Annotated in this window: 14 protein-coding genes and 1 tRNA gene; 10 read left to right on the top strand and 5 right to left on the bottom strand. The window is 70.9% G+C overall.

Going from position 1 to position 22,085, the window contains the following annotated elements:
- Positions 1-7 precede the first annotated feature (7 nt).
- Both bagA and bagB read left to right on the top strand, forming a co-directional pair.
- Positions 8-1,066, top strand: a complete 1,059-nt coding sequence (gene bagA, locus Scani_RS37520; protein WP_159482100.1) for an ATPase BagA — start codon at positions 8-10, stop codon at positions 1,064-1,066.
- Positions 1,063-2,517, top strand: coding sequence for an ATPase BagB (gene bagB, locus Scani_RS37515; protein ID WP_159482099.1), 1,455 nt, complete (start codon positions 1,063-1,065; stop codon positions 2,515-2,517). The genes bagA and bagB overlap by 4 nt, the downstream gene beginning before the upstream one ends.
- Before the next feature lie 253 nt (positions 2,518-2,770).
- Here the strand turns inward: bagB and Scani_RS37510 are convergent, their stop codons facing one another.
- Complete coding sequence (locus tag Scani_RS37510) at positions 2,771-3,112, bottom strand: WhiB family transcriptional regulator (RefSeq protein WP_159482098.1); 342 nt, start codon at positions 3,110-3,112, stop codon at positions 2,771-2,773.
- Between the two features lie 382 nt (positions 3,113-3,494).
- Between Scani_RS37510 and Scani_RS37500 the strand changes: the two genes are divergently transcribed.
- Positions 3,495-5,699: a transglycosylase domain-containing protein gene (locus tag Scani_RS37500; RefSeq protein ID WP_159482097.1), complete on the top strand. Its 2,205-nt coding sequence runs from the start codon at positions 3,495-3,497 to the stop codon at positions 5,697-5,699.
- 133 nt (positions 5,700-5,832) lie between these two features.
- On the opposite strand, the gene Scani_RS37495 is transcribed toward Scani_RS37500, so the two are convergent.
- On the bottom strand, positions 5,833-6,297 hold the full coding sequence (locus Scani_RS37495) for a GatB/YqeY domain-containing protein (protein ID WP_159482096.1): 465 nt from the start codon (positions 6,295-6,297) through the stop codon (positions 5,833-5,835).
- Positions 6,298-6,424: 127 nt separating this feature from the next.
- On the opposite strand from Scani_RS37495, the gene Scani_RS37490 reads away from it, so the two are divergent.
- The 5 genes from Scani_RS37490 to Scani_RS37470 all read left to right on the top strand — a co-directional run bounded on the left by Scani_RS37490 (position 6,425) and on the right by Scani_RS37470 (position 14,885).
- Complete coding sequence (locus Scani_RS37490; protein WP_159482095.1) at positions 6,425-7,351, top strand: metallophosphoesterase; 927 nt, start codon at positions 6,425-6,427, stop codon at positions 7,349-7,351.
- Positions 7,352-7,858: 507 nt separating this feature from the next.
- Positions 7,859-8,584, top strand: a complete 726-nt coding sequence (locus Scani_RS37485; RefSeq protein WP_159482094.1) for an integral membrane regulator — start codon at positions 7,859-7,861, stop codon at positions 8,582-8,584.
- A 12-nt stretch (positions 8,585-8,596) separates the two neighbouring features.
- Positions 8,597-8,670: transfer RNA gene (locus Scani_RS37480), tRNA-Pro, on the top strand.
- 1,064 nt (positions 8,671-9,734) lie between these two features.
- Entirely contained in the window at positions 9,735-13,727 is a 3,993-nt protein-coding gene (locus Scani_RS37475; protein WP_159482093.1) for an nSTAND1 domain-containing NTPase, read from the top strand.
- Positions 13,728-14,096: 369 nt separating this feature from the next.
- Positions 14,097-14,885 carry a GntR family transcriptional regulator gene (locus tag Scani_RS37470; protein ID WP_159482092.1) on the top strand — a complete coding sequence of 263 codons (789 nt, stop codon included), beginning with the start codon at positions 14,097-14,099 and terminating at the stop codon, positions 14,883-14,885.
- An 88-nt stretch (positions 14,886-14,973) separates the two neighbouring features.
- Here the strand turns inward: Scani_RS37470 and Scani_RS37465 are convergent, their stop codons facing one another.
- Entirely contained in the window at positions 14,974-16,191 is a 1,218-nt protein-coding gene (locus Scani_RS37465; protein ID WP_159482606.1) for an amidohydrolase family protein, read from the bottom strand.
- A 185-nt stretch (positions 16,192-16,376) separates the two neighbouring features.
- On the opposite strand from Scani_RS37465, the gene Scani_RS37460 reads away from it, so the two are divergent.
- Positions 16,377-16,826 carry a DoxX family protein gene (locus Scani_RS37460; protein WP_159482091.1) on the top strand — a complete coding sequence of 150 codons (450 nt, stop codon included), beginning with the start codon at positions 16,377-16,379 and terminating at the stop codon, positions 16,824-16,826.
- 107 nt (positions 16,827-16,933) lie between these two features.
- Here the strand turns inward: Scani_RS37460 and Scani_RS37455 are convergent, their stop codons facing one another.
- Both Scani_RS37455 and Scani_RS37450 read right to left on the bottom strand, forming a co-directional pair.
- Entirely contained in the window at positions 16,934-17,881 is a 948-nt protein-coding gene (locus Scani_RS37455) for an LCP family protein (protein WP_371872447.1), read from the bottom strand.
- 720 nt (positions 17,882-18,601) lie between these two features.
- A complete protein-coding gene (locus tag Scani_RS37450; protein WP_159482090.1) occupies positions 18,602-20,698 on the bottom strand; it encodes a bifunctional polysaccharide deacetylase/glycosyltransferase family 2 protein in 2,097 nt (698 codons plus the stop codon).
- A 598-nt stretch (positions 20,699-21,296) separates the two neighbouring features.
- On the opposite strand from Scani_RS37450, the gene Scani_RS37445 reads away from it, so the two are divergent.
- Complete coding sequence (locus Scani_RS37445) at positions 21,297-22,004, top strand: TetR/AcrR family transcriptional regulator (RefSeq protein WP_159482089.1); 708 nt, start codon at positions 21,297-21,299, stop codon at positions 22,002-22,004.
- The last annotated feature ends 81 nt before the right edge of the window (positions 22,005-22,085 follow it).

The raw sequence follows: 22,085 nt of genomic DNA, 5'->3' as shown, positions 1-22,085 counted from the left end.
CCTTTGCGTGAGCAGGCTCCATGTCGTCAGCGGCAAGGGCGGCACCGGCAAGACCACGGTCGCCGCCGCCCTCGCCCTGGCCCTGGCCACCGAGGGGCGCCGTACCCTCCTGGTCGAGGTCGAGGGCCGGCAGGGCATTGCCCAATTGTTCGAAACGGAAGCGCTTCCCTACGAGGAACGCAAGATCGCGGTGGGTCCGGCGTCGGAAGGTGCGTCGCCGTGGGGCTCCCCCCGGACGGAGGCCGCGGGCGAGCCCTCCCGGGGCGGTGGCGGAAGACGGGCGGGCGGTGAGGTCCACGCCCTGGCCATCGACGCCGAACGCGCCCTTCTGGACTACCTCCAGATGTTCTACAAACTCGGCAGCGCGGGCCGGGCGCTCAAGAAGCTCGGGGCGATCGACTTCGCCACGACCATCGCGCCGGGCCTGCGGGACGTCCTGCTGACCGGCAAGGCGTGCGAAGCGGTGCGCCGCAAGGACAAGAGCGGGAAGTTCGTCTACGACGCGGTCGTGATGGACGCCCCGCCGACGGGCCGCATCACCCGCTTCCTGAACGTCAACGACGAGGTCGCCGGCCTCGCGAAGATCGGCCCGATCCACAATCAGGCGCAGGCCGTGATGCGGGTCCTGAAGTCTCCCGAGACCGCGGTGCACCTCGTGACGCTCCTGGAGGAGATGCCGGTCCAGGAGACCGCGGACGGCGTCGCCGAGCTGCGCGCCGCCGGCATCCCCGTGGGCGGCGTCGTGATCAACATGACCCGCCCGGCGCTGCTGGACAACGGCGACCTCGACATCGCCGCCCGTGGGGCGCGTACGGGCGTCGCCAAGGCGCTCTCCGAAGCCGGTCTGGGCGGCGCCCGCCGCGGCGGCCTGGCGGACCGGCTGATCGACCCCCTGCTGGAGCAGGCGCGCGAACACGCCGAGCGGGTCGAGCTGGAGCGCGCCGAGTACGCAGAACTCTCCGCAATCGGCCTGCCCACCTACGAGTTGGAGCTGCTCCCCGAGGGAGTGGACCTCGCCGGGCTCTACCACCTGGCGAGAGACCTGCGGAAACAGGGGCCCATATGACCTCGGACAACACGACGCTGGACGCCTCGGCCCCGCGGCTCGAGGTCGATGCGCTGATCGACGATCCGCACACCCGCATCGTGGTGTGCTGCGGCTCCGGCGGCGTCGGCAAGACCACGACCGCCGCGGCCCTGGGCGTACGCGCCGCCGAGCGCGGCCGCAAGGTCGTCGTGCTGACCATCGACCCCGCGCGGCGGCTGGCGCAGTCCATGGGCATCTCCGAGCTCGACAACGTCCCGCGCCAGGTCAAGGACGTCGACGAGTCCGCGGGCGGCGAACTGCACGCGATGATGCTGGACATGAAGCGCACCTTCGACGAGATCGTCGAGGGCCATGCGGACGCCGACCGGTCCCGCGCCATCCTGGAGAACCCCTTCTACCAGTCCCTGTCGGCCGGTTTCGCGGGCACACAGGAGTACATGGCCATGGAGAAGCTCGGCCAGCTCCGCGCGAACGACGAGTGGGACCTGATCGTCGTCGACACCCCGCCGAGCCGCTCCGCGCTCGACTTCCTGGACGCGCCCAAGCGCCTCGGCTCCTTCCTGGACGGCAAGTTCATCCGGGTGCTGATGGCGCCGGCGAAGGTCGGCGGCCGGGCCGGCATGAAGTTCCTCAATGTCGGCATGTCGATGATGACCGGCACCCTCAGCAAGCTCATGGGCGGTCAACTGCTGCGCGATGTGCAGACCTTCGTGGCCGCGATGGACACCATGTTCGGCGGCTTCCGCACCCGCGCCGACGCCACCTACCGCCTGCTGCAGGCGCCCGGCACGGCGTTCCTCGTGGTGGCCGCGCCGGAGCGGGACGCGCTGCGCGAGGCGGCCTACTTCGTCGAGCGGCTGGCCGCCGAGCAGATGCCGCTCGCCGGTCTCGTGCTGAACCGGGTGCACGGCAGCGGCGCCGCCCAACTGAGCGCCGAGCGCGCCCTGGCCGCCGCCGAGGCCCTGACCGACCGCATGGCGGAGGACACCCGCGCGGACACGGCTGCGGACACCGCGACGGACACCGGCGCCGTCCCGGCCGCGGCGGACGACCCCGCCCCCGGCTCCGCCGAGGAGGCCGACCGGGCCCCCGGCCGCGCAGAAAATAATCTTGAAACAACCGGCATTGTGGATCTCGACGGCGGGAAGGCTGGACCACGTACCGCCGGCGGCCTCTCCCCCGCCGCTGCGGCGGAGCAAGTGACACCCACGTCAGCCTCAGCGGCACAACTGGCCGCCGGACTGCTACGGCTGCACGCGGAACGCATGCAGGTCCTCGCACGCGAACGTCGTACGCGGGACCGCTTCACCGCGCTGCATCCCGAGGTTCCGGTGACAGAGGTCGCCGCGCTGCCCGGCGATGTCCACGACCTCGCGGGACTGCGTGCCATCGGCGACCGCCTGGCGCTGAACCCCACGGACTCCGACGGCCCCGAGGGCTACGGCACCCCCAAGGGCTCCGACGACTGAGCCGTACGCACGACCGGCTCAGCCACCCACTACCAAGGCGCCCGCACCAGTCACGAACGCCCGTCACACACGGGCACGTGACACGCCGAACAGCACGCCCACGTCCCCTCTCGGCGCCCCAACTCACGGATGCGCCAAGGACACCGGTGGCACGTCACCACCCGCAACCAGAACGCGCCACCGGCCGAACCTTCTCGGCCAAATCATCCGGCCCGAGCCTGCGGACCACAGGCCGGTGCCCGCAACTCCCCGCCTACCCGACCGCTGCGTACTCGTCGAAGATCTCGTCCTCGCAGTCCAGCGGCAGGATGCCCGTGCTGCGCTCGTATTCCGTGCGCGCGGTCTCCAACAGCCGGCGCCATGACGTCACCGTCGGGCGGCGGCGCAGCAACGCCCTCCGCTCGCGCTCCGTCATCCCGCCCCACACGCCGAACTCCACCCGGTTGTCCAGGGCATCGGCCAGGCATTCCGTGCGTACCGGACACCCGGTGCACACCGCCTTGGCGCGGTTCTGCGCCGCCCCTTGTACGAACAGTTCATCCGGATCGGTAGTGCGGCAGGCTGCCTGTGCACTCCAGTCGGTTACCCAGCTCATGCTGGCGCCGTCCTCTCCCGAATCGAGGCTCCCCCACGGCGGCAAGCGGCATATTCACCGTTGCCAGTTGAGGACGTTACGGAAGGCGGGCAGGGCGCAACACCCCCTTCGGGCCCAATCTTGAATGGCCCGAACGGACTATGCGTATGCGGCAGATCACCCAACGGAGTGACCGAACGGCATACGTCACTTTGTACACAAGGCGGGACAGTTCACCGCCCTGACACGGGGTTTCTCTCGACACACACGGGCACGTGGGGGCGCGGCACGCGGGAGTAGGGGGTTGACGAACCGAGGCGTAACCGTTCAGCTGTGGTAGCTGAGAACAGGCTAAACGAACAGGTGCGCCCCTGTCCGGCGATTGAGAACGTAGGCTGCCCTCATGCCTAAGAAGCGCGATGGCGGGGGTCTGTCCAAGACTCAGCAGGCCGCCAAGTTCCTCGGTGTCAGCGTCCTGGCCGGAGCGGTGCTCGCCGGCCTCGCGCTCCCGGCGGCCGGGGCGCTGGGCCTGACCGCCAAGGGATCGGTCGAGGGCTTCGACGACATCCCGGCGAACCTCAAGACACCGCCGCTCAGTCAGCGGACCCGGATTCTGGACGCCAAGGGCGGCGAGATCGCCAAGGTCTACTCCCGTGACCGCACGGTCGTCGGCCTCAAGGACATGTCCCCGTACATCCAGAAGGCGATCGTCGCGATCGAGGACGCGCGCTTCTATCAGCACGGTGCCATCGACCTGAAGGGGATCCTGCGGGCGCTCAACAAGAACGCCCAGTCGGGCGCCGTCTCCCAGGGCGCCTCGACGCTGACCCAGCAGTACGTGAAGAACGTCTTCATCGAGGAGGCGGGCGACAACCCCGACAAGGTTGCGCAGGCCACCCAGCAGACCCTCGGCCGCAAGGTCAAGGAGCTCAAGTACGCGATCCAGGTCGAGAAAGAGCTCGGCAAGCGGAAGATCCTGCAGAACTACCTCAACATCACGTTCTTCGGGCAGCAGGCCTACGGCATCGAGGCGGCCGCCCAGCGCTACTTCAGCAAGCACGCCAAGGACCTGAACCTCGGGGAGTCGGCGCTGCTGGCGGGCATCGTCCAGTCGCCCAGCCGGTACGACCCGGTCAACGACCCGCAGGAGGCCACGCGGCGGCGCAACACCGTGCTGCAGCGGATGGCCGACATGAAGGACGTCACCCAGGCGCAGGCCGACGCGGCCGCCAAGAAGCCGATCAAGCTGGCGGTCAGCCGCCCCAAGAACGGCTGCATCACCGCCACCGACGGCGCCGGCTTCTTCTGCGACTACATCCGCACGGTCTTCCTGCACGACAAGTCGTTCGGCAAGAACCGGAAGGCCCGACTGAAGCGCTGGGACGAGGGCGGCATGACCATCCGCACCACCCTCGATCCGCAGACCCAGAAGTCCGTGCAGGCATCGCTCAAGGACCATGTCTACGACGACGACCCGGTCGCCTCCGCGGCCACCATCGTCGAACCGGGCACCGGAAAGATCCTCGGCATGGGCCAGTCGCGCCCGTACGGCTTCCGTGAGAACGAGACCGTGATCAACCTCTCGGTGAACCACGACAAGGGCGGCGGCGCCGGCTACCTGCCCGGTTCGACCTTCAAACCGGTGGTCGCGGCCGCCGCGCTGGAGCAGGGCACGAACCCGGAGCAGGAGTACCCGTCGCCGTACCGGATGCCGTACCCCAGCCCCGTCCAGACCTGCGAGGGCGAATGGCGGGGCAGCGGCTCCGAGAACGTCGAGAACGAGAACAAGGAAGAGGTCGGCCCGTACTCCATGAAGGAGGCGACCGCGAAATCGGTCAACACCTACTTCGTGCAGCTGATCAGCGACATCGGGGTCTGCCCCGTGGTCGACATGGCGCAGAAGATGGGCATCGAGCGGGCGGACGGCAAGCCGCTGCAGCAGGTCCCGTCGATGACGCTCGGCACCCAGGAGATGTCGCCTCTCACGATGGCGGCCGGGTACGCCACCTTCGCCGCCGGCGGCCGGTACTGCTCGCCGGTGGCCATCGAGTCGATCACCGACGCCCGCGGCCGGGCACTGAAGGTGCCGCAGACCAGCTGCCGCACCGCCATGTCCAAGAAGACCGCGGACACGATCAACACCCTGCTCAAGGGCGTGGTCGAGGACGGCACCGGCAAGGAGGCCGGGCTCAAGGGCCGCGACAGCGCGGGCAAGACCGGTACCACCGACAGCCGCTACGCCGCCTGGTTCGTCGGCTACACGCCCAACGCGGCCGGCGCGGTCTGGGTCGGTGACCCGCAGCACAAGCGCAAGATGTACAACATCACCATCGGCGGCGTGCCCCACGACAAGGTCTACGGCGCCGACACCCCCGGTCCCATCTGGCGCGACGCCATGTCCGGCGCGCTGGCCGACCGGCCCGCGCCCACCCTGCCCACCGTCCCGATCGACGATCCCGCCAAGGACAAGAACCAGGGCGACGAGGGCGACAAGGGCCGCGGCAAGCACAAGCCCGGCCGGGGCCACGGCGGCGGCAACAAGCCGGGCGGCGGCTGGAGCATTCCCGGCTTCCCCGACATTCTGGGCGGCGGCAACGGCGGCTGGTGAACGGCCGCCGGTGACCGGCCGCTTGGGCCGTACGGCGAAGGACGCCGAGCCGCATCACCCGACGAAAGACGAGGGGCGCCCCCACCAGGGGGCGCCCCTCACCCTTCTTCTCGCACGGACTCCGTCCGGCGGCTCAGCCGGCGAGCAGCTTCTTCACCACCGCGGCCACCCGGCCGCCCTCGGCACGGCCCGCCACCTGCGGGTTGACGATCTTCATCACGGCGCCCATCGCCCGCGGCCCCTCGGCGCCGGCACCCTTGGCCTCCGCCACGGCCGCCGCGACGAGCTGCTCCAGCTCATCGTCGGACAGCTGCTTGGGCAGATAGTCGGCGAGCACCTCGCCCTCGGCGCGCTCCCGCTCCGCCGACTCGCCCCGGCCGCCCTTCTCGAAGGCGTCCGCGGCCTCCCGGCGCTTCTTCGCCTCCCGCGCGATGATCTTCTCGACCTCGCCGTCGGACAGCTCGCGCGCCTCGGTGCCCGCGACCTCCTCCTTCTGGATCGCGGTCAGCGTGAGACGGAGGGTGGAGGAACGCAGCTCGTCGCGCGCCTTGATCGCGATGGTGAGGTCGTCCTGCAGCTTGGACTTGAGCGTGGTCATGCCGTCGAGTATGCCCTCACCCACCGACAATCACCGCGCCTTTTCCTCCCGGTCCCGCACCCCCACCACCCCGTGGGGCGGCTCCCTCCCGCTGCATCCACCCCCCGCACTCTGCAACGATGGGAGCATGCGCGCGCGATACGGAGTACCCCTGACCCTGACCGCAGTCGGTGCGGCCGGCCTGGCCTACGCCGCCGGCTTCGAAGTCCGCTCCTTCCGACTCCGACGCGTCACCGTGCCCGTACTGCCCCGCGGCATGCGGCCGTTGCGCGTCCTGCAGGTCTCCGACATCCACATGGTCAGCGGGCAGCGCAAGAAGCAGCGCTGGCTGCAGTCGCTCGCCGGACTGCGCCCCGACTTCGTCATCAACACGGGCGACAACCTCTCCGACCCCGAGGGCGTCCCCGAGGCACTGGACGCGCTCGGCCCGCTGATGGAGTTCCCCGGCGCCTACGTCTTCGGCTCGAACGACTACTACGGCCCCAAGCTGCGCAATCCCGCCCGCTACCTCATCGAACGGGCCCAGGGCCGGCACGGCCTCAACGGCAACGCACCCGCCGTGGGCGTCGTCCACAACCCGTGGGAAGAGCTGCGCGACGCCTTCGACGCGGCGGGCTGGGTCGGCCTGTCCAATACCCGCGGCCGCCTCAAGCTGGAGGGCATCGAGATCGCCCTGACCGGCCTGGACGACCCGCACATCAAGCGCGACCGCTACGCCGAGGTCGCCGGCGGCCCGGAATCCGGCGCCGACCTCTCGCTGGCCGTCGTCCACGCCCCCTACCTGCGCTCCCTGGACGCCTTCACCGCCGACGGCTATCCGCTGATCCTGGCCGGCCACACCCACGGCGGCCAGCTCTGCATCCCCTTCTACGGCGCCCTGGTCACCAACTGCGACATCGACACCGACCGCGTGAAGGGCCTCTCCACCCACACCGCCGCCGGCCACACCTCCTACCTCCACGTCTCCGCCGGCTGCGGCACCAACCGCTACACCCCGGTCCGCTTCGCCTGCCCCCCGGAGGCGACGCTGCTGACCCTGACGGCACGGGACTGAGGCGACCGGAGGCGGGGCCAGACCCCTGGCGGGACCCGGTGGGACTCGGCGAGGTTCCCGGTGGGGTGGCCATTCCGTGGGATCCGGTGGGGTGGCCATTCCGTGCGGTGGGGCTGCGTGAATGGAGTGGTCTCGGGCTGCGGGGCAGGGCGCGGGACCCCTCCGGCCCCCAGCTCTGGATCCGGAATCCACACCGGACCCCCGAGATCCGGAACCCACTCCGGAACCCACTCCGGAACCCACTCCGGAACCCACTCCGGACCCCCGCTCCGAACCCGCGCCCCGCCTCCGGACCGGGCTCCTGCCAGAGGACGTGGCCATCGAGTTCCGAAGGGATCACCCAGGGGTTCCGGGAGCGGTGCGGCAGGGGTTCCAGGAGCAGTGCCGGGGATTCCGGGAAGGCCAGCCAAGGGGTGTCCCTAAGGGATGGCCGGAGCGGAATGCCCCGGAGGAGTTTTGCCGGATGGGGCCTCCCGCGCCCGCTGATCATCCCCGTAACGTGGAGGGATGTCCGATCCCACCCGGACCTCGCAGTCCACGCGCCACGCCACCGATCCGGCCGGCGCCGCCGCCCGCACCCCGGCAGCAGCCGTCGCCCCCATGAGCCGACACCCTCTGGCCGCCGCCTTCCGCCTCCTCATCACCGCCGCCGCGCTGACCGGACTGGTCCTGGCGGCCACCGGCACCACGGGCCCGGCCCAGCTCCTCACCCGCTTCACCGTGCAGGCCAATATCGCCGCGGCACTGGTCTTCGCCTGCTCCGCGCACCGCGCCTGGACCGGCCACCACCCCGTGAGCCCCCGCATCGCCGGCGCGCTCGTCCCCTTCCTCTCCCTCCCCGCCCTCCTCCACTACGTCCTCCCGGCGGCCGACTCCACCGCCTTCACACTGCCGACCACCGCCTCCGGTGCCGCCCAAGCCGTCTCCCACCAGCTCCTCTACACACTCATGCCGCTCGCCGCCCTCGCCGACTGGCTGCTGCTGACCACCCCACGCGGCTTCCGCCTGTCCTACGCCTGGCAGTGGCCGGCCTACCCCCTGCTCTACCTCGCCTTCGCTCTCGCTTTCCCCGCCGCCACCGGCGCCCCCTCCCCCACCGTCACCACCGCACTCACCCTCGCCCTGGCCCTCTGCGCCCTCCCCTTGATCACCATCGGGACCGACCAGGTCAGGCCCGCTCCCCGGCTCCACAACAACCGGATTTCACCTACGGGGATCGGTCCGCTAAAGTAGAGCTCGTTGCTTCGGGGTGTAGCGCAGCTTGGCAGCGCGCTTCGTTCGGGACGAAGAGGTCGTGGGTTCAAATCCCGCCACCCCGACTGAAGGAACACAGGTAAGAGGCGCCTACTCATGCGAGTAGGCGCCTCTCCTGCGTTGTGGGCGACCAACTGCGTGGCCAGCGCCGGGAATTCAGTCCGCCGTAGGCGCTGCAGCAGATCACGAGCGCGGCGATGGGCGATAGTGATGTGGAACACAGCGCAAGGCGAGTGTTCAGCGCTTCCGCCCGTTCCCGCGTCAGAATCATTCCGACGCGTCGAGCCCCAACGTCCGGGCGGACCGGGTCCTCTCGCCCCCTGCCCACCCCTCACGTGCAGCAGGGCAACCGACGCCGGACGGCTCCTTCGCGGGGGAGAGACCGGGCCGATGTCACGGTGCCGGGCGTGGCGGGGTGTTCAGAAGCGGTTGCTCAGGTCCGTGCTTGCCCGGCGCCGCGCGGTAGCCGGTGGCCGTCTTCCGGTTCTTGGGTGGGTTCGTCCAAGCGGTGGTCACCCTGCCGGGGTTCGGAGAACCGGACTCCCCGTGGTCGTGAGGCAGATCCGTGCGCCGGGCCAGTCGTGGCTGCCTGCGGAGGCCCGCCGGATGCGCGGCCGGGGTGGCCGGGGTGGCGGCGACGCCGCTCAGGACGAGGGCGCCGGCGGGTCGCTCTCCCCCGTCGGACGGTCCTGCCAGGCCGCACCCCCGTCGCACGCCGCGCCATTCGTCACCGGTCCCTCCCCTCGTGGGGACCGGTGCCGAACGGCGCGGGCGGGGGCGGTTCGCGCCGGGTGGCGCGGACCGTGGACTCGGGGCGGACCCGTGGTCAACGTGGGCGCGGTCCGACGGGACCGGCTCCACAGATCCCCTCGGGCCCAGGAGCCGAGACCGTCACACGGCTCGTGAGTCCGGCAGCTGGTGGCCGACAGCAGGCATCAGGAGGTCTCTCTCCGAGGACTGTGCAGGTGGTCCGTCGGGGTAGGGCCCCTTGGTGCGCCGCTGGGAAACGATCCTGCCAGGTGAGGTTCCGACTGAGGAGGTTCCGGTCTCGGGCCGAGGCCTTCGCCGCAGGTCAGCCCGCTAAGGTGAGTTTTCCGGTCCGGATGTCCAAGTGCGGGGGAAGGAAGGGGTGGAGGCCTTGAGCTCCGACGCAGGGGCACGGACAGCCTTCGCGGAACGTCTCGCACTGCTGTACAAGGAGGCCGGCAATCCGCCCCTCAAGAAGGTGGCGGAGGCGGTCGTCCGGCTGCAGCGGGTCGACGAACGCGGGCGGCCCGTGCGGGTGTCCGTGCAGCGGATCAGCGACTGGCGCCGGGCCAAGAACGTGCCGGCGCAGTTCACCGCGCTCGCCGCGGTGCTGCACATCCTGATCCCCCAGGCACGGCGCCTGCGGCCCGCGCCGGTGTCCGCCGGCCTGTACGACCTGGCGCGGTGGCAGCTCCTGTGGGAGCGCGCGGTCGCCGGCCCCGCCGCGGCCTGTGCGCAGGAGGAGGCGGGCCCTCCGCCCGACGCCGCGGCCGTCCCCGCGGTGTGCCCGTACCGGGGGCTGGCCTCGTACCGGGAAGAGGACGCCCGGTGGTTCTTCGGACGGGAACGGTGCACCGATGCCCTCGTCGCCCAGCTCCGCGCGGCGGAGGACACGGGGGGCCTGGTCATGCTCGTGGGGGCCTCGGGGGCGGGAAAGTCCTCCCTGCTGAACGCCGGTCTGGTGCCCGCGTTGCAGAACGGCGCGCCGGGCGACGGGGACGGCCGGCCGCGGGAGGTGGTCCAGCTCGTACCGGGCGGTGATCCTCTCGCGGAGCTGACCCGCCGGATACCCGAGCTCGCCGGTGTCGTCCCCCACGCCCGGGAGCGGGCGGCGCAGGAGTCCGGTGCCGCGCCCTTCGCGCGCGCGGTGCGGGAGGCCGTCACGGCGTGGGCGCAGCGGGGGACGCCGGCCACCGCCCGTCCGGTCGTGATCGTGGACCAGTTCGAGGAGGCGTTCACGCTCTGCTCGGACGAGGCGGCCAGGCGTACGTTCGTCCAGCTCCTGCATGCCGCGTGCACACCCGCCGCCGACTCCGGTGACGCGGCCCCCGTCCTCGTCGTCGTCGGCATCCGCGCCGATTTCTACGAGCAGTGTCTCGGGTATCCCGAACTGGCCGACGCGCTGCAGCACCGGCACATGGTGCTCGGCCCGCTGACCACCGCGGAGCTGCGCGAGGCGGTGACCGGACCGGCCAAGGCCGTGGGCCTGGAGCTCGAACCGGGACTGGCGGAGCTGATCGTCCGGGAGGTGGGCGCCGACGGCACCGGCGGGACGCACCACGCGGGCGTGCTGCCGCTCCTGTCCCACGCGCTGCTCGCCACCTGGCAGCGACGGAAGGCGGGGCGGCTGACGCTGGCCGGCTACCGTGCGGCCGGCGGCATCCAGGGCGCGGTGGCGGCGACCGCCGAGCGGGCCTGGTCCGGCCTCGATCCGACCGCGCGCACGGCCGCGCGTCTGCTGCTCCTCCGGCTGGTCCGGCTGAGCGAGGACACCCAGGCCACCCGCAGGCGGGGGACGCGGCGCCAGCTGGCGGAGGAGTCGACGGATCCCCACAAGACGGAGGAATCGCTCGAAGCGCTGGTGCACGCCCGGTTGGTGACGCTCGATGCGGAGGCCGTGGAGATCACGCATGAAGCGCTGCTCCACGCCTGGCCGCGGCTGCGCGACTGGATCGACGAGGACCGGGCCGGCAACCTGCTGCGCCAGCGGCTGGAGGAGGACGGCAGGGCCTGGGAGGGCTCCCGCCGCGACCCCTCGCTGCTCTACCGGGGTTCACGGCTGGAACAGGCCCGCACCTGGGCGAAGTCCGCCGGTGACGGCTTTCTGACCCGGAGCGCGGTGGAGTTCCTGGCCGCTTCGGTCAAGCTGCGCAAGCGGACGGCCCTGATCAGCCGCGGTGCGGTGTCGGCTCTGGCCGTCCTTGCGGTACTGGCCGTCGGTTCGGCGTTGGTCGCGTGGCAGCAGCGGGACGACGCGGTGTTCGAGCAGGTGCTCGCCGAGGCCGATCGCGTCCAGAGCACGGATCCGTCGTTGTCCGCACAGCTCGACCTGGTGGCCCACCACTTGCGGCCGGACGACAAGGGCACGAACAACCGGTTGATCTCGACGGCGAACGCACCGCTGGCCACGCCGCTTCGCGGCCACACCGGCGCCGTCTACCTCACCGCGTTCCATCCGAGCGGGCGGATCCTGGCGACCGCGAGCTACGACCGCACCGTCCGGCTGTGGGACGTGGCGGACCCGACGCGCCCCAAGCCCCTGGGCAAGCCCCTCACCGGGCACACCAGCTGGGTGAGCACCGCCGTCTTCAGCCCGGACGGACGCACCCTCGCCAGCGCTTCGGACGACGGCACGGTCCGGCTCTGGGACGTGCGCGACCCCCGCCGGCCGCGCCCGATCGGCGCGCCCCTGACCGGCCACGACGGCACGGTCTTCCTGCTCGCCTTCGGTCCGGACGGACACACGCTGGCCGCCGGCAACGAAGATCACACCGTCCGTCTGTGGGACGTGGGCGACACCCGCCGGCCGAGGAGTCTCGGTGTCCTGAGCGGCCACACCGCCGCCGTGCGCGCCGTGGCGTTCAGCCCCGACGGGCGGACGCTGGCGTCCGGTGGCGACGACGACACGATCCGGCTGTGGGACACGGCCGACCCCCGTCATACGGCGCCGGTCAGGGTGCTGAAGGGGCACAAGGGAACGGTGCACTCCGTGTCCTTCAGCCCCGACGGCCGCACGCTCGCCAGCGGCAGCGACGACAACAGCATCCGGCTCTGGAACGTGGCCGCCCCGCGTCACGCCGCCCCGCTCGGTGCGGCGCTCACCGGCCACACCGGTCCCGTATGGTCCGTGGCCTTCAGGCCCGACGGACGCATGCTCGCCGCCGCCAGCGCGGACAACACGGCGAGCATGTGGAACGTCAGCAATCCGGCGTACCCCTCGCAGGTCGGCGAGCCGCTCGCCGGCAGCAGTGGCGAGATGTACACCGTGGGCTTCAGCCCCGACGGGCGGACCCTCGCCACCGGGAGCGGCGACAACAAGGCCCGCCTGTGGTCGATACCGGCGTCGGACATGACCGGCCGCAGCGGGGCGTTCCGCCCGGACGGGCGGGTGCTCGCCACGGCCGCGCGCGACCAGCGGATCCGGCTGTGGAACGTGACGGCTCAGCAGCGTCCGGCCTTGCTCGGCAAGCCCCTGCGGCCCGGGGAGGGCGACGCGCGGTCGATGGTGTTCTCCCCCGACGGCCGCACGCTCGCGGTGCGGACGGGAATCCGCACCCTGCGTCTGTGGAACGTCACCGACCCGGCACGGCCCGTCCCCTACGGGCGGCCCCTCACGCTGCGGACGCGGTACTCGGACGCCATGGCATTCGGCCCGGACGGCCGCACCCTGGCAACCGCCTACCAGGACCGCACTTTTCAGCTGTGGGACGTGGGCGACCCGTCCCGCCCTCGTCGGCTCGGCGCACCCCTCACCGGTCACGCGGGCTACGTCAACTCCCTCGCCTTCAGCCCGGACGGCGGCACGCTCGCCAGCGGCAGTTCCGACAGCACCATCCGGCTCTGGAAGGTGTCCGACCCACGTCACACCGCCCGGCTCGGCGCACCTCTCAAGGGACACCTGGGCCCCGTCAACATGCTCACCTACAGTCCGGACGGCCATACTCTGGCCAGCGGCAGCGATGACAACACGGTCCGGCTCTGGAACGTCACCGACCCCCTCAAAACCACCCGGCTCTCCACCCTCACAGGCCACACCGAAGCGATCGTGTCGCTGACGTTCAGCCAGGACGGCCGCACCCTGGCGAGCGGCGGCAACGACGACATGATCCGGCTCTGGAACGTCGCCCACCCTGCCCGGGCCACCCCCATCGGCCAGTCGATGAGCCCCAAATCCACGACGGGCAATTTCCTCTCGTTCCGCCCCGGAAGCCACATGCTCACGGTGTCGAGCGGCGCCGACACGGTCCGGCTGTGGAACCTGGACGCCGACGAGGCGATCCGCCGCATCTGCTCGACCACCCGGGGAGTGCTGACGCCGGAGAAATGGCACGAGTATCTGCCCCGTCTCCCGTACGCGCCCTCGTGCGGCGAATAATGGCCAAGGCTCCGCCCACCGCATGCCGTCCGGGCGTCGGGCGGGCCCCCCGGCCGGCTCCGCGGCGCCCTTTGCTCCCGGATTCCACCCGTTGGCGCACCACTGCGCGTGATCCCGCTCACAAACCGTCATTGTGGCTGGGCAGTTGGCTCCCGTCGGACAAGCAGCCTTGTTAATCTTGGTGTCAGCCCGATCGCTGGTGCATCCCCCGTCGCCAGCGATCGGGCATTTCCATGTCCGGCACCGGGCGCGGGCAGCCGCACACCGGACGGACGCCTTCCACTCGTCACCGCCTCCGGAGGGCTCTTAAGCTGGTGCCGTCCGGCCGGCCGGCGGGCCACCGCACCGAGCACGGAACGGTGAGCACGCATGGCAGTGGCGTACGAGTGGATCGCGGACCGGCTCCGGCAGGCCATCCGCGAAGGCCGGCTGAGGCCGGGAGACCGCCTGCCCTCGGAGGCGGAGCTCGCCGAGGAGTTCCGGCGCAGCGTGCCCCTCGTCCGGGACGCCCTCCGGGCCCTGCGCGACGAAGGCCTCATCGAGAAGCAGCACGGGCGCGGCCATGTCGTACGGCGCCCGCGCACCACTGCCGTGCGCACCAATTTCCGCCACCAGTGGGAGAAGGGCCGGGTACACGCGCCCCTGGAGGAACGGGCCAGGAACGGCGCCACCGAGCAGGAGACCGGCCTGCGGAACGGCGACCTGGTCTTTCACGCGTCGTACCGCGAGATCGAGGCGGACGAGGACCTGGCGCGGGCCTTCGCCCTGCCGGAAGGCACTCCCCTCCTCGAACGCAGCTACCGCACGCGGTCCGCGGCCGAGGGCACACCCTTCAGCCTGGTGACCTCGTACCTCGTCCGCGAGGTGATCGCGGGAAACCCCGAGCTGCTGGACGAGACCGAGGAGCCCTGGCCGGGCGGGTCGCAGGCGCAGTTCTCCACCGTCGGCATCGAGCTGGGCCGCGTCGAGGAGCGGGTCACCGCCCGCCCGCCGACACCCGAGGAGGCGCAGGAGCTGGACCTGCCGCCCGGGGCCTCGGTGCTCGTGCTCCGGAAGACCTCGGTCGACATCGACGAGCGGGTCGTGGACGTCTCCGACGTCGTCCTGCCCGGCGATCGCACGGAAATACTGTTCACCACGTACCTGGAGAGGTGGTGAGTGCCGCGCGGCTCACGACGCGCATGATCTCCGCGCCCGGGCCCGCTCGGCGACGCGCTGCGTGCGCCGCGGCCCGCCGCGCGATGGATCACTCCCGGTCGAACGACAGGTCCAGCATCCGGATGGCGTTCCCCCGCAGGAGCTTGTACGTCACGTCCGCCGGCAGCCCGGCCACGTGCTCGGCCGCCACCTGTTTGGTGTGCGGCCAGGTCGAGTCGACGTGCGGGTAGTCGGTCTCGAACGTCGCGTTGTCGACCCCGACGGTCTCGATCGACGCGACGCCGTGCTTGTCGCGGAAGAAGCAGCAGAAGATCTGCCGGTAGTAGTAGAACGACGGCGGCTCGGGGATCAGGTCCTTCACCCCGCCCCACGCCCGGTGCTCCTCCCAGACGTCGTCGGCGCGCTCCAGGGCGTACGGGATCCACCCCATCTGGCCCTCGCTGTAGGCGAGTTTCAGCCGCGGGAACTTCACGAGGACGCCGCTGAAGAGGAAGTCCATCATCGAGGCCATGGCGTTGTTGAAGCTCAGGGAGGCCTGCACGGCCGGCGGCGCGTCCGGGGAGGCGGCCGGCATCTGCGACGACGAGCCGATGTGCATGTTCACGACCGTGCCCGTCTCCTCGCACGCGGCGAAGAACGGGTCCCAGTACCCGGAGTGGATGGAGGGCAGCCCCAGGTACGTGGGGATCTCGCTGAAGGTCACCGCCCGCACCCCGCGCGCGGCGTTGCGCCGGATCTCGGCGACCGCCAGGTCGATGTCCCACAGCGGGATGAGGCACAGCGGGATCAGCCGGCCACCGCTGTCCCCGCACCACTCCTCCACCATCCAGTCGTTGTACGCCCGCACGCAGGCGAGCCCGACCTCCTTGTCCTCGGCCTCCGCGAAGGTCTGGCCGCAGAAGCGCGGGAACGTCGGGAAGCAGAGCGAGGCCTCCACATGGTTGAGGTCCATGTCCGCCAGCCGGGCCTTGGGGTCCCAGCACCCGCGCCGCATCTGCTCCCGGGTGATCCCGTCCAGTGTCATCTCGTCGCGGGAGAAGCCCACGGCGGCGATGATGCGCTTGTACGGGAAGAGCAGCCCCTCGTACTCCCACCAGTCCGTGAGCTGGCCGTCCGGGTCGGTGGTGAACCGGTACTTCCCGCCGACGTACGCCAGCTCCCCGATCCCGGCGGTGAAGGGCTTCGGCCCTTTGTCGCGGTGCTTCTTCGGCAGCCAGGTCTCGAAGAGGTGCGCGGGCTCGATCACGTGATCGTCCACGCTGATGACCTTGGGAAGCTCCGCCGTGCCGCTCTGGTTGCTGCTCACGCTGTACCCCCAACTGCCCGCCGGCGGGTCACGCCGGATCCAGATCTGACGGTCCATCAGTTGCGAGGTTATGGGCTGGCCCTTGGGACGACAAGGCGGAGCAGGGAAGTCCACCCCCTTGCGCGACGACCCGGCGTTCGCTGAACTGACATACCGTCAGTTCCGGTGATGAGTCGAGGGACAGCATGCAGACGATGTGGCTCAGCGGTGCCGAGTGGTTCGCCGTCCTCCGTATAGGCCTCGGGCTGTGGTGGCTGGAGAGCTGGCGCCACAAGGACAAGAAGACCTGGTTCGCCGGCGGCGGCATCACCTGGGCGGCCGGCATCGCGGCGAAGCACCGCTGGTCCGCTGTCCGGCAGGGCTTCGACCGCTGCGTGAAGCCCCGCCCCCGGCTGATGGCGTACCTCGTCGCCTATGCGGAGCTGGCCCTCGGCCTCGGGCTGATCGTGGGTGCGCTGACGCCGATAGCCCTGGTCGCCGGGGCCGTACTCAACCTGATCTATCTCGTGCTGATGATCCACGACTGGGCGGAGCAGGGGCAGAACCTGATGATGGCGCTGATCTCCGTGGCGGCGCTGGGCGCCATGAGCTGGCAGAGCTGGTCGCTCGACGCCGTCTGGGGGCTGTTCCTGTAGTCGGCGGCTTCGGGCCGGCGGCGCCGCGGACCGCGGCGGGAGCGCGCGCCACCGGCCCGGCTGCCCCGGAAGGAAGCGGCCGGGCCGGCGGCGTGGTGTGCGGCAGGTCAGTCCTTGTCGTTCACGGTCACCGGACGGTCGTTGTTCAGCTCGGTGAAGAGCTGCTTCGCCTTCGGGGCGTTCCACTTCACGGCGCTGCCCTTGGGAGTGCGGAAGCTGAGGCTCGACACGGGGACGTTGAGCCGCTTGCCGTCGCCCGTCGTGACGCCCTTCATCGCCTTGAACAGGGAGGTGAGGTTGGGCAGGCCGGTGTCCTTGTCCACGATGAGCGTACCGAGCCCCGCGCTCATGGTCGGGTAGACCTTGGACGGGTCGAGCAGGATGCCCGGGGTGGCGGCCTTGCGGGCGAGAGCGGCCAGGAACTTCTGCTGGTTCTGGCTCCGGCCCAGGTCGCCCTTGGCCTCCTGATGACGCTGGCGGACGAAGGCCAGCGCCGTACGGCCGTCGAGCGTATGGCAGCCCTTCTTCAGGTTCGCGCCCGACTTCTCGTCCTTGACGTCCCGGTCCAGGCACATCGGTACGCCGCCGATCGCGTTCACGATGCCCACGAAGCCGGCGAACCCGATCTCCGTGTAGTGGTCGACGTGCACGCCCGTGTTGTGCTCGATGGTCCGGACGAGCAGGTCGGGGCCGCCGAACGAGAACGCCGCGTTGAGCTTGTTCTTCGAGGCGCGGTAGTGCTTGCCGGTTTCGGGGCGGATGAACGGCGGGATGGTCACCCAGGAGTCGCGCGGCAGGCTCACCATCGTGGTGCCGTGGGCGCCGGTGTGCAGCAGGATCATCGAGTCGGTGCGGCGTCCCGCGTCGGCCGAGCCGCCGGTGTGCAGCTCCTTCTTGGCCCGTTCGGAGAGGCCCACCCGGCTGTCGGAGCCCACGATCAGGTAGTTGGTCCCCCGGCCCTGCGGCATCCGGTCCGCGATCTCGCCCAGGTCGACCTCGCGGTTGAGCCGGGTGTCGGCCCAGACGTAGGTGCCGAGCGAGCCGACGGCCAGCACGCTGGTCAAGAGGATCGCCGTCCGCATGATCCGGCGGCGGCGGGGCGAACGGCGGGCGGCGCGCCTGCCGCGGCCGGGGCGCCCGGCACCGGGTCCCGTACCGTCCGGGTCGGCGCCAGGACGGCCGGGGCGGAGCGCGCGCCCTCCGTTGCCGCCGCCTCCCTCGAACCGGGCCGGGGGCGCCGGAGCGTGGGAACGGGCCCCGGGCGGCGGGCTGTTCATGGTCCGCGCCGGGTGCATCTGGGGTGGGTGTGCCTGGGGTGGGTGCGTTTGTGGCGGGTGTGCCTGTGGTGGGTGTGGGTGCACCTGAGGCGGGTACATCTGGCTCGCATGCGCCTGAGGCGGGTGCGCCTGAGGCGGATGCATCTGGGGCGGGTGCTCCTCCTGGTGCCACACCTGCCCGGGGCCGGGGTACGGGTACGCCGTCTCCCTTTCGCCGCCCCACCGGTTGTCGGGTTCGCCGCCCCACGAGTTGCCGGACGGTCCTTCCAGCCAATCAGTCATGCGCGGAAGTCTTCACTGTCATGCCCTCTTCACTGAATTGTGCTCGGATCTGCACAAGCAAACGGGTGGGGGAAGGAGGGGCCGGTCGCTGGACGCGAGGGCCCGTCCGCCGCGGGTGCGCAGGACCGGCAGGGGGCGGAGAGCGCGCCCGCCGGTGCCCGGGGCGCCCGCACGGCACGCGGCCGTACGGGCGTCCCGAGGGGACCGTTGTGGAGGTCATTGCGACGACAGGCTCTGGTAGGCGACCGGCTGGCCGATCTGCTGGGCCGCGGTGCCGGAGCGGTGCATGCGCTGCCACTTCAGGCGGGTGCCGAGCAGGAAGGCCACCACGGACTGGATGACCACCAGATACATCAGCTGCCGGTAGACGAAGAGCTGGAACGGCATCGCCCACAGCGACTTCACCGGCTCGCCGTCGAGCCGCAGGGCGTATCCGGCGCAGGCCAGTTGGAGCCCGAGGAAGCCGAGCCACACTCCGGCCGAGAGCACCGGGCCGCGGAACAGCGCCCCGTACAGGGCGAAGACGTCGACGATCGGCGCGAGCAACGGCAGGGCGACCTGGAAGAGCGCGAGGTAGCTCAGCCCGCGCCGTCCGAACCGCCCGGACGGGCCCACTTCGATGACGGCGCGGCGGTGCTTCCACATGGCCTGGAGCGTGCCGTAGCACCAGCGGTAGCGCTGCCGCCACAGCTGGCTCAGCGAGGTGGGCACCTCGGTCCAGGCGATCGCGGACTCCTCGTAGACCACCCGCCAGCCCGCCTGCCACAGGGCCATCGTCAGGTCGGTGTCCTCGGCGAGGGTCTCCTCGCTGACGCCGCCGACGCCCATCAGCGCGTCCCGGCGGAACGCCCCGATCGCGCCGGGGACCGTCGGCATGCACTCCAGCACCTCGAACATCCGCCGGTCGAGGTTGAACCCGAAGACGTACTCCAGGTGCTGCCATCTGCCCAGCAGACGACGGCGGTTGCCGACCTTGGTGTTGCCGCTGACCGCACCCACGGCCGGGTGGGCGAGCGGCTGGATCAGCCGGTAGACGGCATCCGGCTCGAAGACCGTGTCGGCGTCCACCATGACCACGATCTCGTACCGAGCATGGGCCAGACCGGTATTGAGCGCGGCCGCCTTGCCCGCGTTGGGCTGCCGGATCACCTCCACGCGGGGATCGCCGATCCGGGCGGCGATGTCCGCCGTGTCGTCCGTCGACCCGTCGTCGATGACGATGATCTGCATCTGCGGGTGGGTGGAGGCGAGCAGCGAAAGGACGGTGGACTCGATGCCCGCCTCTTCGTTGTAGGCGGGGACGAGCACCGTCACCGGGTCGACGACCTCCCGGAGCCAGGGGGAGCCGGGGCGGAAGCGCGTCAGCCGCCGGACGTGCGCCCGGGCGAAGACGACGAGGGACGCCAGCCGCAGCACCCCCAGGGCGCCGGCGATGCCCAGCACCCAGGTCATACCGTGCACGAAGGCGTATCCGGCGGTCTTGACCCAGACCAGGGCCGTGCCCAGCCCTCGTTCGACGCCGGAGACCGGCTGATCGGCCGCGGCGAGCCCGGCCCCTGCCGTCACCGTCGTGAACTTTCCGACGTTCGGGTTGTCGAGCAGCCGCTCGGTGTCCTTGTACGCGGTGTCCGTCTGGCTGAACTGCCGGACCAGGCCCTGCGACGGCTTGCGGAACCACCGGTCGGCGGCGACCAGCGTGTAGCCCTCCGCGCCGGCCTGCTGGGCCGCCTTCCACTCCGGGCCGCACATGGTGTCCACCGCGGTGGTCTGCGGCAGCCGCAGCAGCCTGGTGTGGATGCCCGCCGTGCCGGCCAGCGCCTTCTGTGTGAGCGAGAGTTCCATCCGGGCCCGGAGGGGCGACGCCGCGCCCATGACCGCGCCGGTGTAGGTGTTGGAGCCGATCTCATGGCCCTCGTCCCTGATCCGGCGTACGAGGTCCGGGTGTTGGGCGGCCTTGGCGCCGTACAGGAAGAAGGTCGCGTGCGCATGGTGCTTGCGCAGCAGATCGAGCAGGCGCGGCGTCCACACCGGGTCGGGGCCGCCGTCGTAGGTGAGCGCCACGGTACGGGCGGGCATCGCGGCGGACTTCACGGTGCCGCGGCCGAGGTCCACCACGGGGCCGCCCTGCGCCACCGCCCTCGGCACGGGTTCGGTGCAGTCGCTCCGGGTCTTGGCGGCGTCGACCTCGTGGGTGGTCCAGCCCTCGAAGAGCAGGGCTCCGAACGCCAGGGGCAGCAAAAGGCTCAGCAGCAGCCAATGGCCGCGCGGGTCACGGGACTGGGCGTGCCTGCCCCGGTTGGTCCGGCGCCTCACGTCGTGACCGAGGTGGTCTCGGCCGCGGCCGGTGTGGGATGTCTCGAGGCGGGGGCGGTGGTGGGGGATGTGGGGATGGTGCGGGTTGTGGGGGTAGTGCGAGCGGTGGGGGTCCGCCGGGGAGCGCATCCGACAGCGGCGGCCGGGTGCCGCAGGACCTTTCCGTGCCGGGCCGAAGCATCGGCACATGGCTGAGAAACGGGTATATTTTGCCGTTTTGGGTTCCGGCTGGCCTCACACATGGTCGGCGAGTGTACTCACCAGTCACCCCGGGCAGTGAGAAACTTCCGACATCCCTCGTCACCGTGACAAGGCCCCGGCGCGGCACCCCCACCCCTGCACCCCGCGTACATATGACCAGGTCACCGGGGCACTCAGAGGCATCCGGCCCGGCATCGCGCGCTCCGCCCGACGGCGTGGGACCACCCCGTTTTGAGAGTGTTCTAACACCTGACGCCACCTCAGCCGTGCGCGCGGGGAACGGATCGTCCCCTCCTGACTCCTGGCCGGAAAAACCCTTATCCCCTGGTTCCGCCGGACCTATTTTTGACTCCGTGACCAGATAAGAAATCTGGTCACGGAGTCAGGGGGACGGGCCGTGGATCGGGTGGAGCGTCGCGAACGCATCCTTGAGGTGGCCGGGGAGCTGCTCCTCGCCTGGGGCTACGGCCGTGTGACGATCGACGAGATCGCCCGGCGCGCGAAGGTCGGCAAAGGCACGGTCTACCTGCACTGGAAGACCAAGGACGCGCTGTTCCTGGCGGTCGTGCTGCAAGTGCAATACCGCAGCCACCAGCAGCAGTTGGACAGGATGCGCGCCGACCCGCTGGAGATCCTGCCGAGCCGGATGCTGCGCGGACTCTTCTGCGACTTCCTGGACCAGCCGGTGCTGCGCGCCATGTACACCGATGACGCCGACGTCCTCGGCCGGCTCAACGACACCGCGAAGCGGGAGCTCACCGAGCTGATCACCGAGGGCGACCGGATGCTGCGCCACCATCTCGAAGTGCTGCGCGAGCACGGTCTCGTGCGCGACGACCTCGATGTGCATCACCAGCAGTACGCCCTGATGGCCATGGCCACCGGCTTCTTCACGGGCGAGGCCCTGCTCGCCGGCCGTGGCCCCGTCGCCCCGGAGGTACGCGCCGACATACTCGCCCGGACGGTCCACAGCGCACTGGAGACCTCCCCCGGACAACAGGCCGCGGCAGCCGCCGCAGCCGAGGCCGCGCCGGAGGTCATCGCGCTCTACGAACGGTTCGGCGAACTCACCATGGGCGAGATGCGCCGACAAGTGCGCGACTGAACCGACCGATCCGAGTGATCCGAGTGATCCGAGTCGTCCGGCTGAAGCGCCTGGCCGGACGGAACTGCCTGACCTGCATGA

Origin of the sequence: Streptomyces caniferus, from assembly GCF_009811555.1 — a bacterium.
GTDB classification, from domain to species: Bacteria; Actinomycetota; Actinomycetes; order Streptomycetales; family Streptomycetaceae; genus Streptomyces; species Streptomyces caniferus.
The sequence above is the reverse complement of the archived record's forward strand: the minus strand, read 5'-3'. Positions and strand labels throughout refer to the sequence as shown.

What these genes read in the sequence shown, in the direction of transcription:
- bagB (WP_159482099.1), top strand. Translation starts at nt 1,063, where the DNA reads ATGACCTCGGACAACACGACGCTGGACGCCTCGGCCCCGCGGCTCGAG.
- Scani_RS37510 (WP_159482098.1), bottom strand. Translation starts at nt 3,112, where the DNA reads ATGAGCTGGGTAACCGACTGGAGTGCACAGGCAGCCTGCCGCACTACC.
- Scani_RS37500 (WP_159482097.1), top strand. Translation starts at nt 3,495, where the DNA reads ATGCCTAAGAAGCGCGATGGCGGGGGTCTGTCCAAGACTCAGCAGGCC.
- Scani_RS37495 (WP_159482096.1), bottom strand. Translation starts at nt 6,297, where the DNA reads ATGACCACGCTCAAGTCCAAGCTGCAGGACGACCTCACCATCGCGATC.
- Scani_RS37490 (WP_159482095.1), top strand. Translation starts at nt 6,425, where the DNA reads ATGCGCGCGCGATACGGAGTACCCCTGACCCTGACCGCAGTCGGTGCG.
- Scani_RS37485 (WP_159482094.1), top strand. Translation starts at nt 7,859, where the DNA reads ATGTCCGATCCCACCCGGACCTCGCAGTCCACGCGCCACGCCACCGAT.
- Scani_RS37470 (WP_159482092.1), top strand. Translation starts at nt 14,097, where the DNA reads ATGGCAGTGGCGTACGAGTGGATCGCGGACCGGCTCCGGCAGGCCATC.
- Scani_RS37460 (WP_159482091.1), top strand. Translation starts at nt 16,377, where the DNA reads ATGCAGACGATGTGGCTCAGCGGTGCCGAGTGGTTCGCCGTCCTCCGT.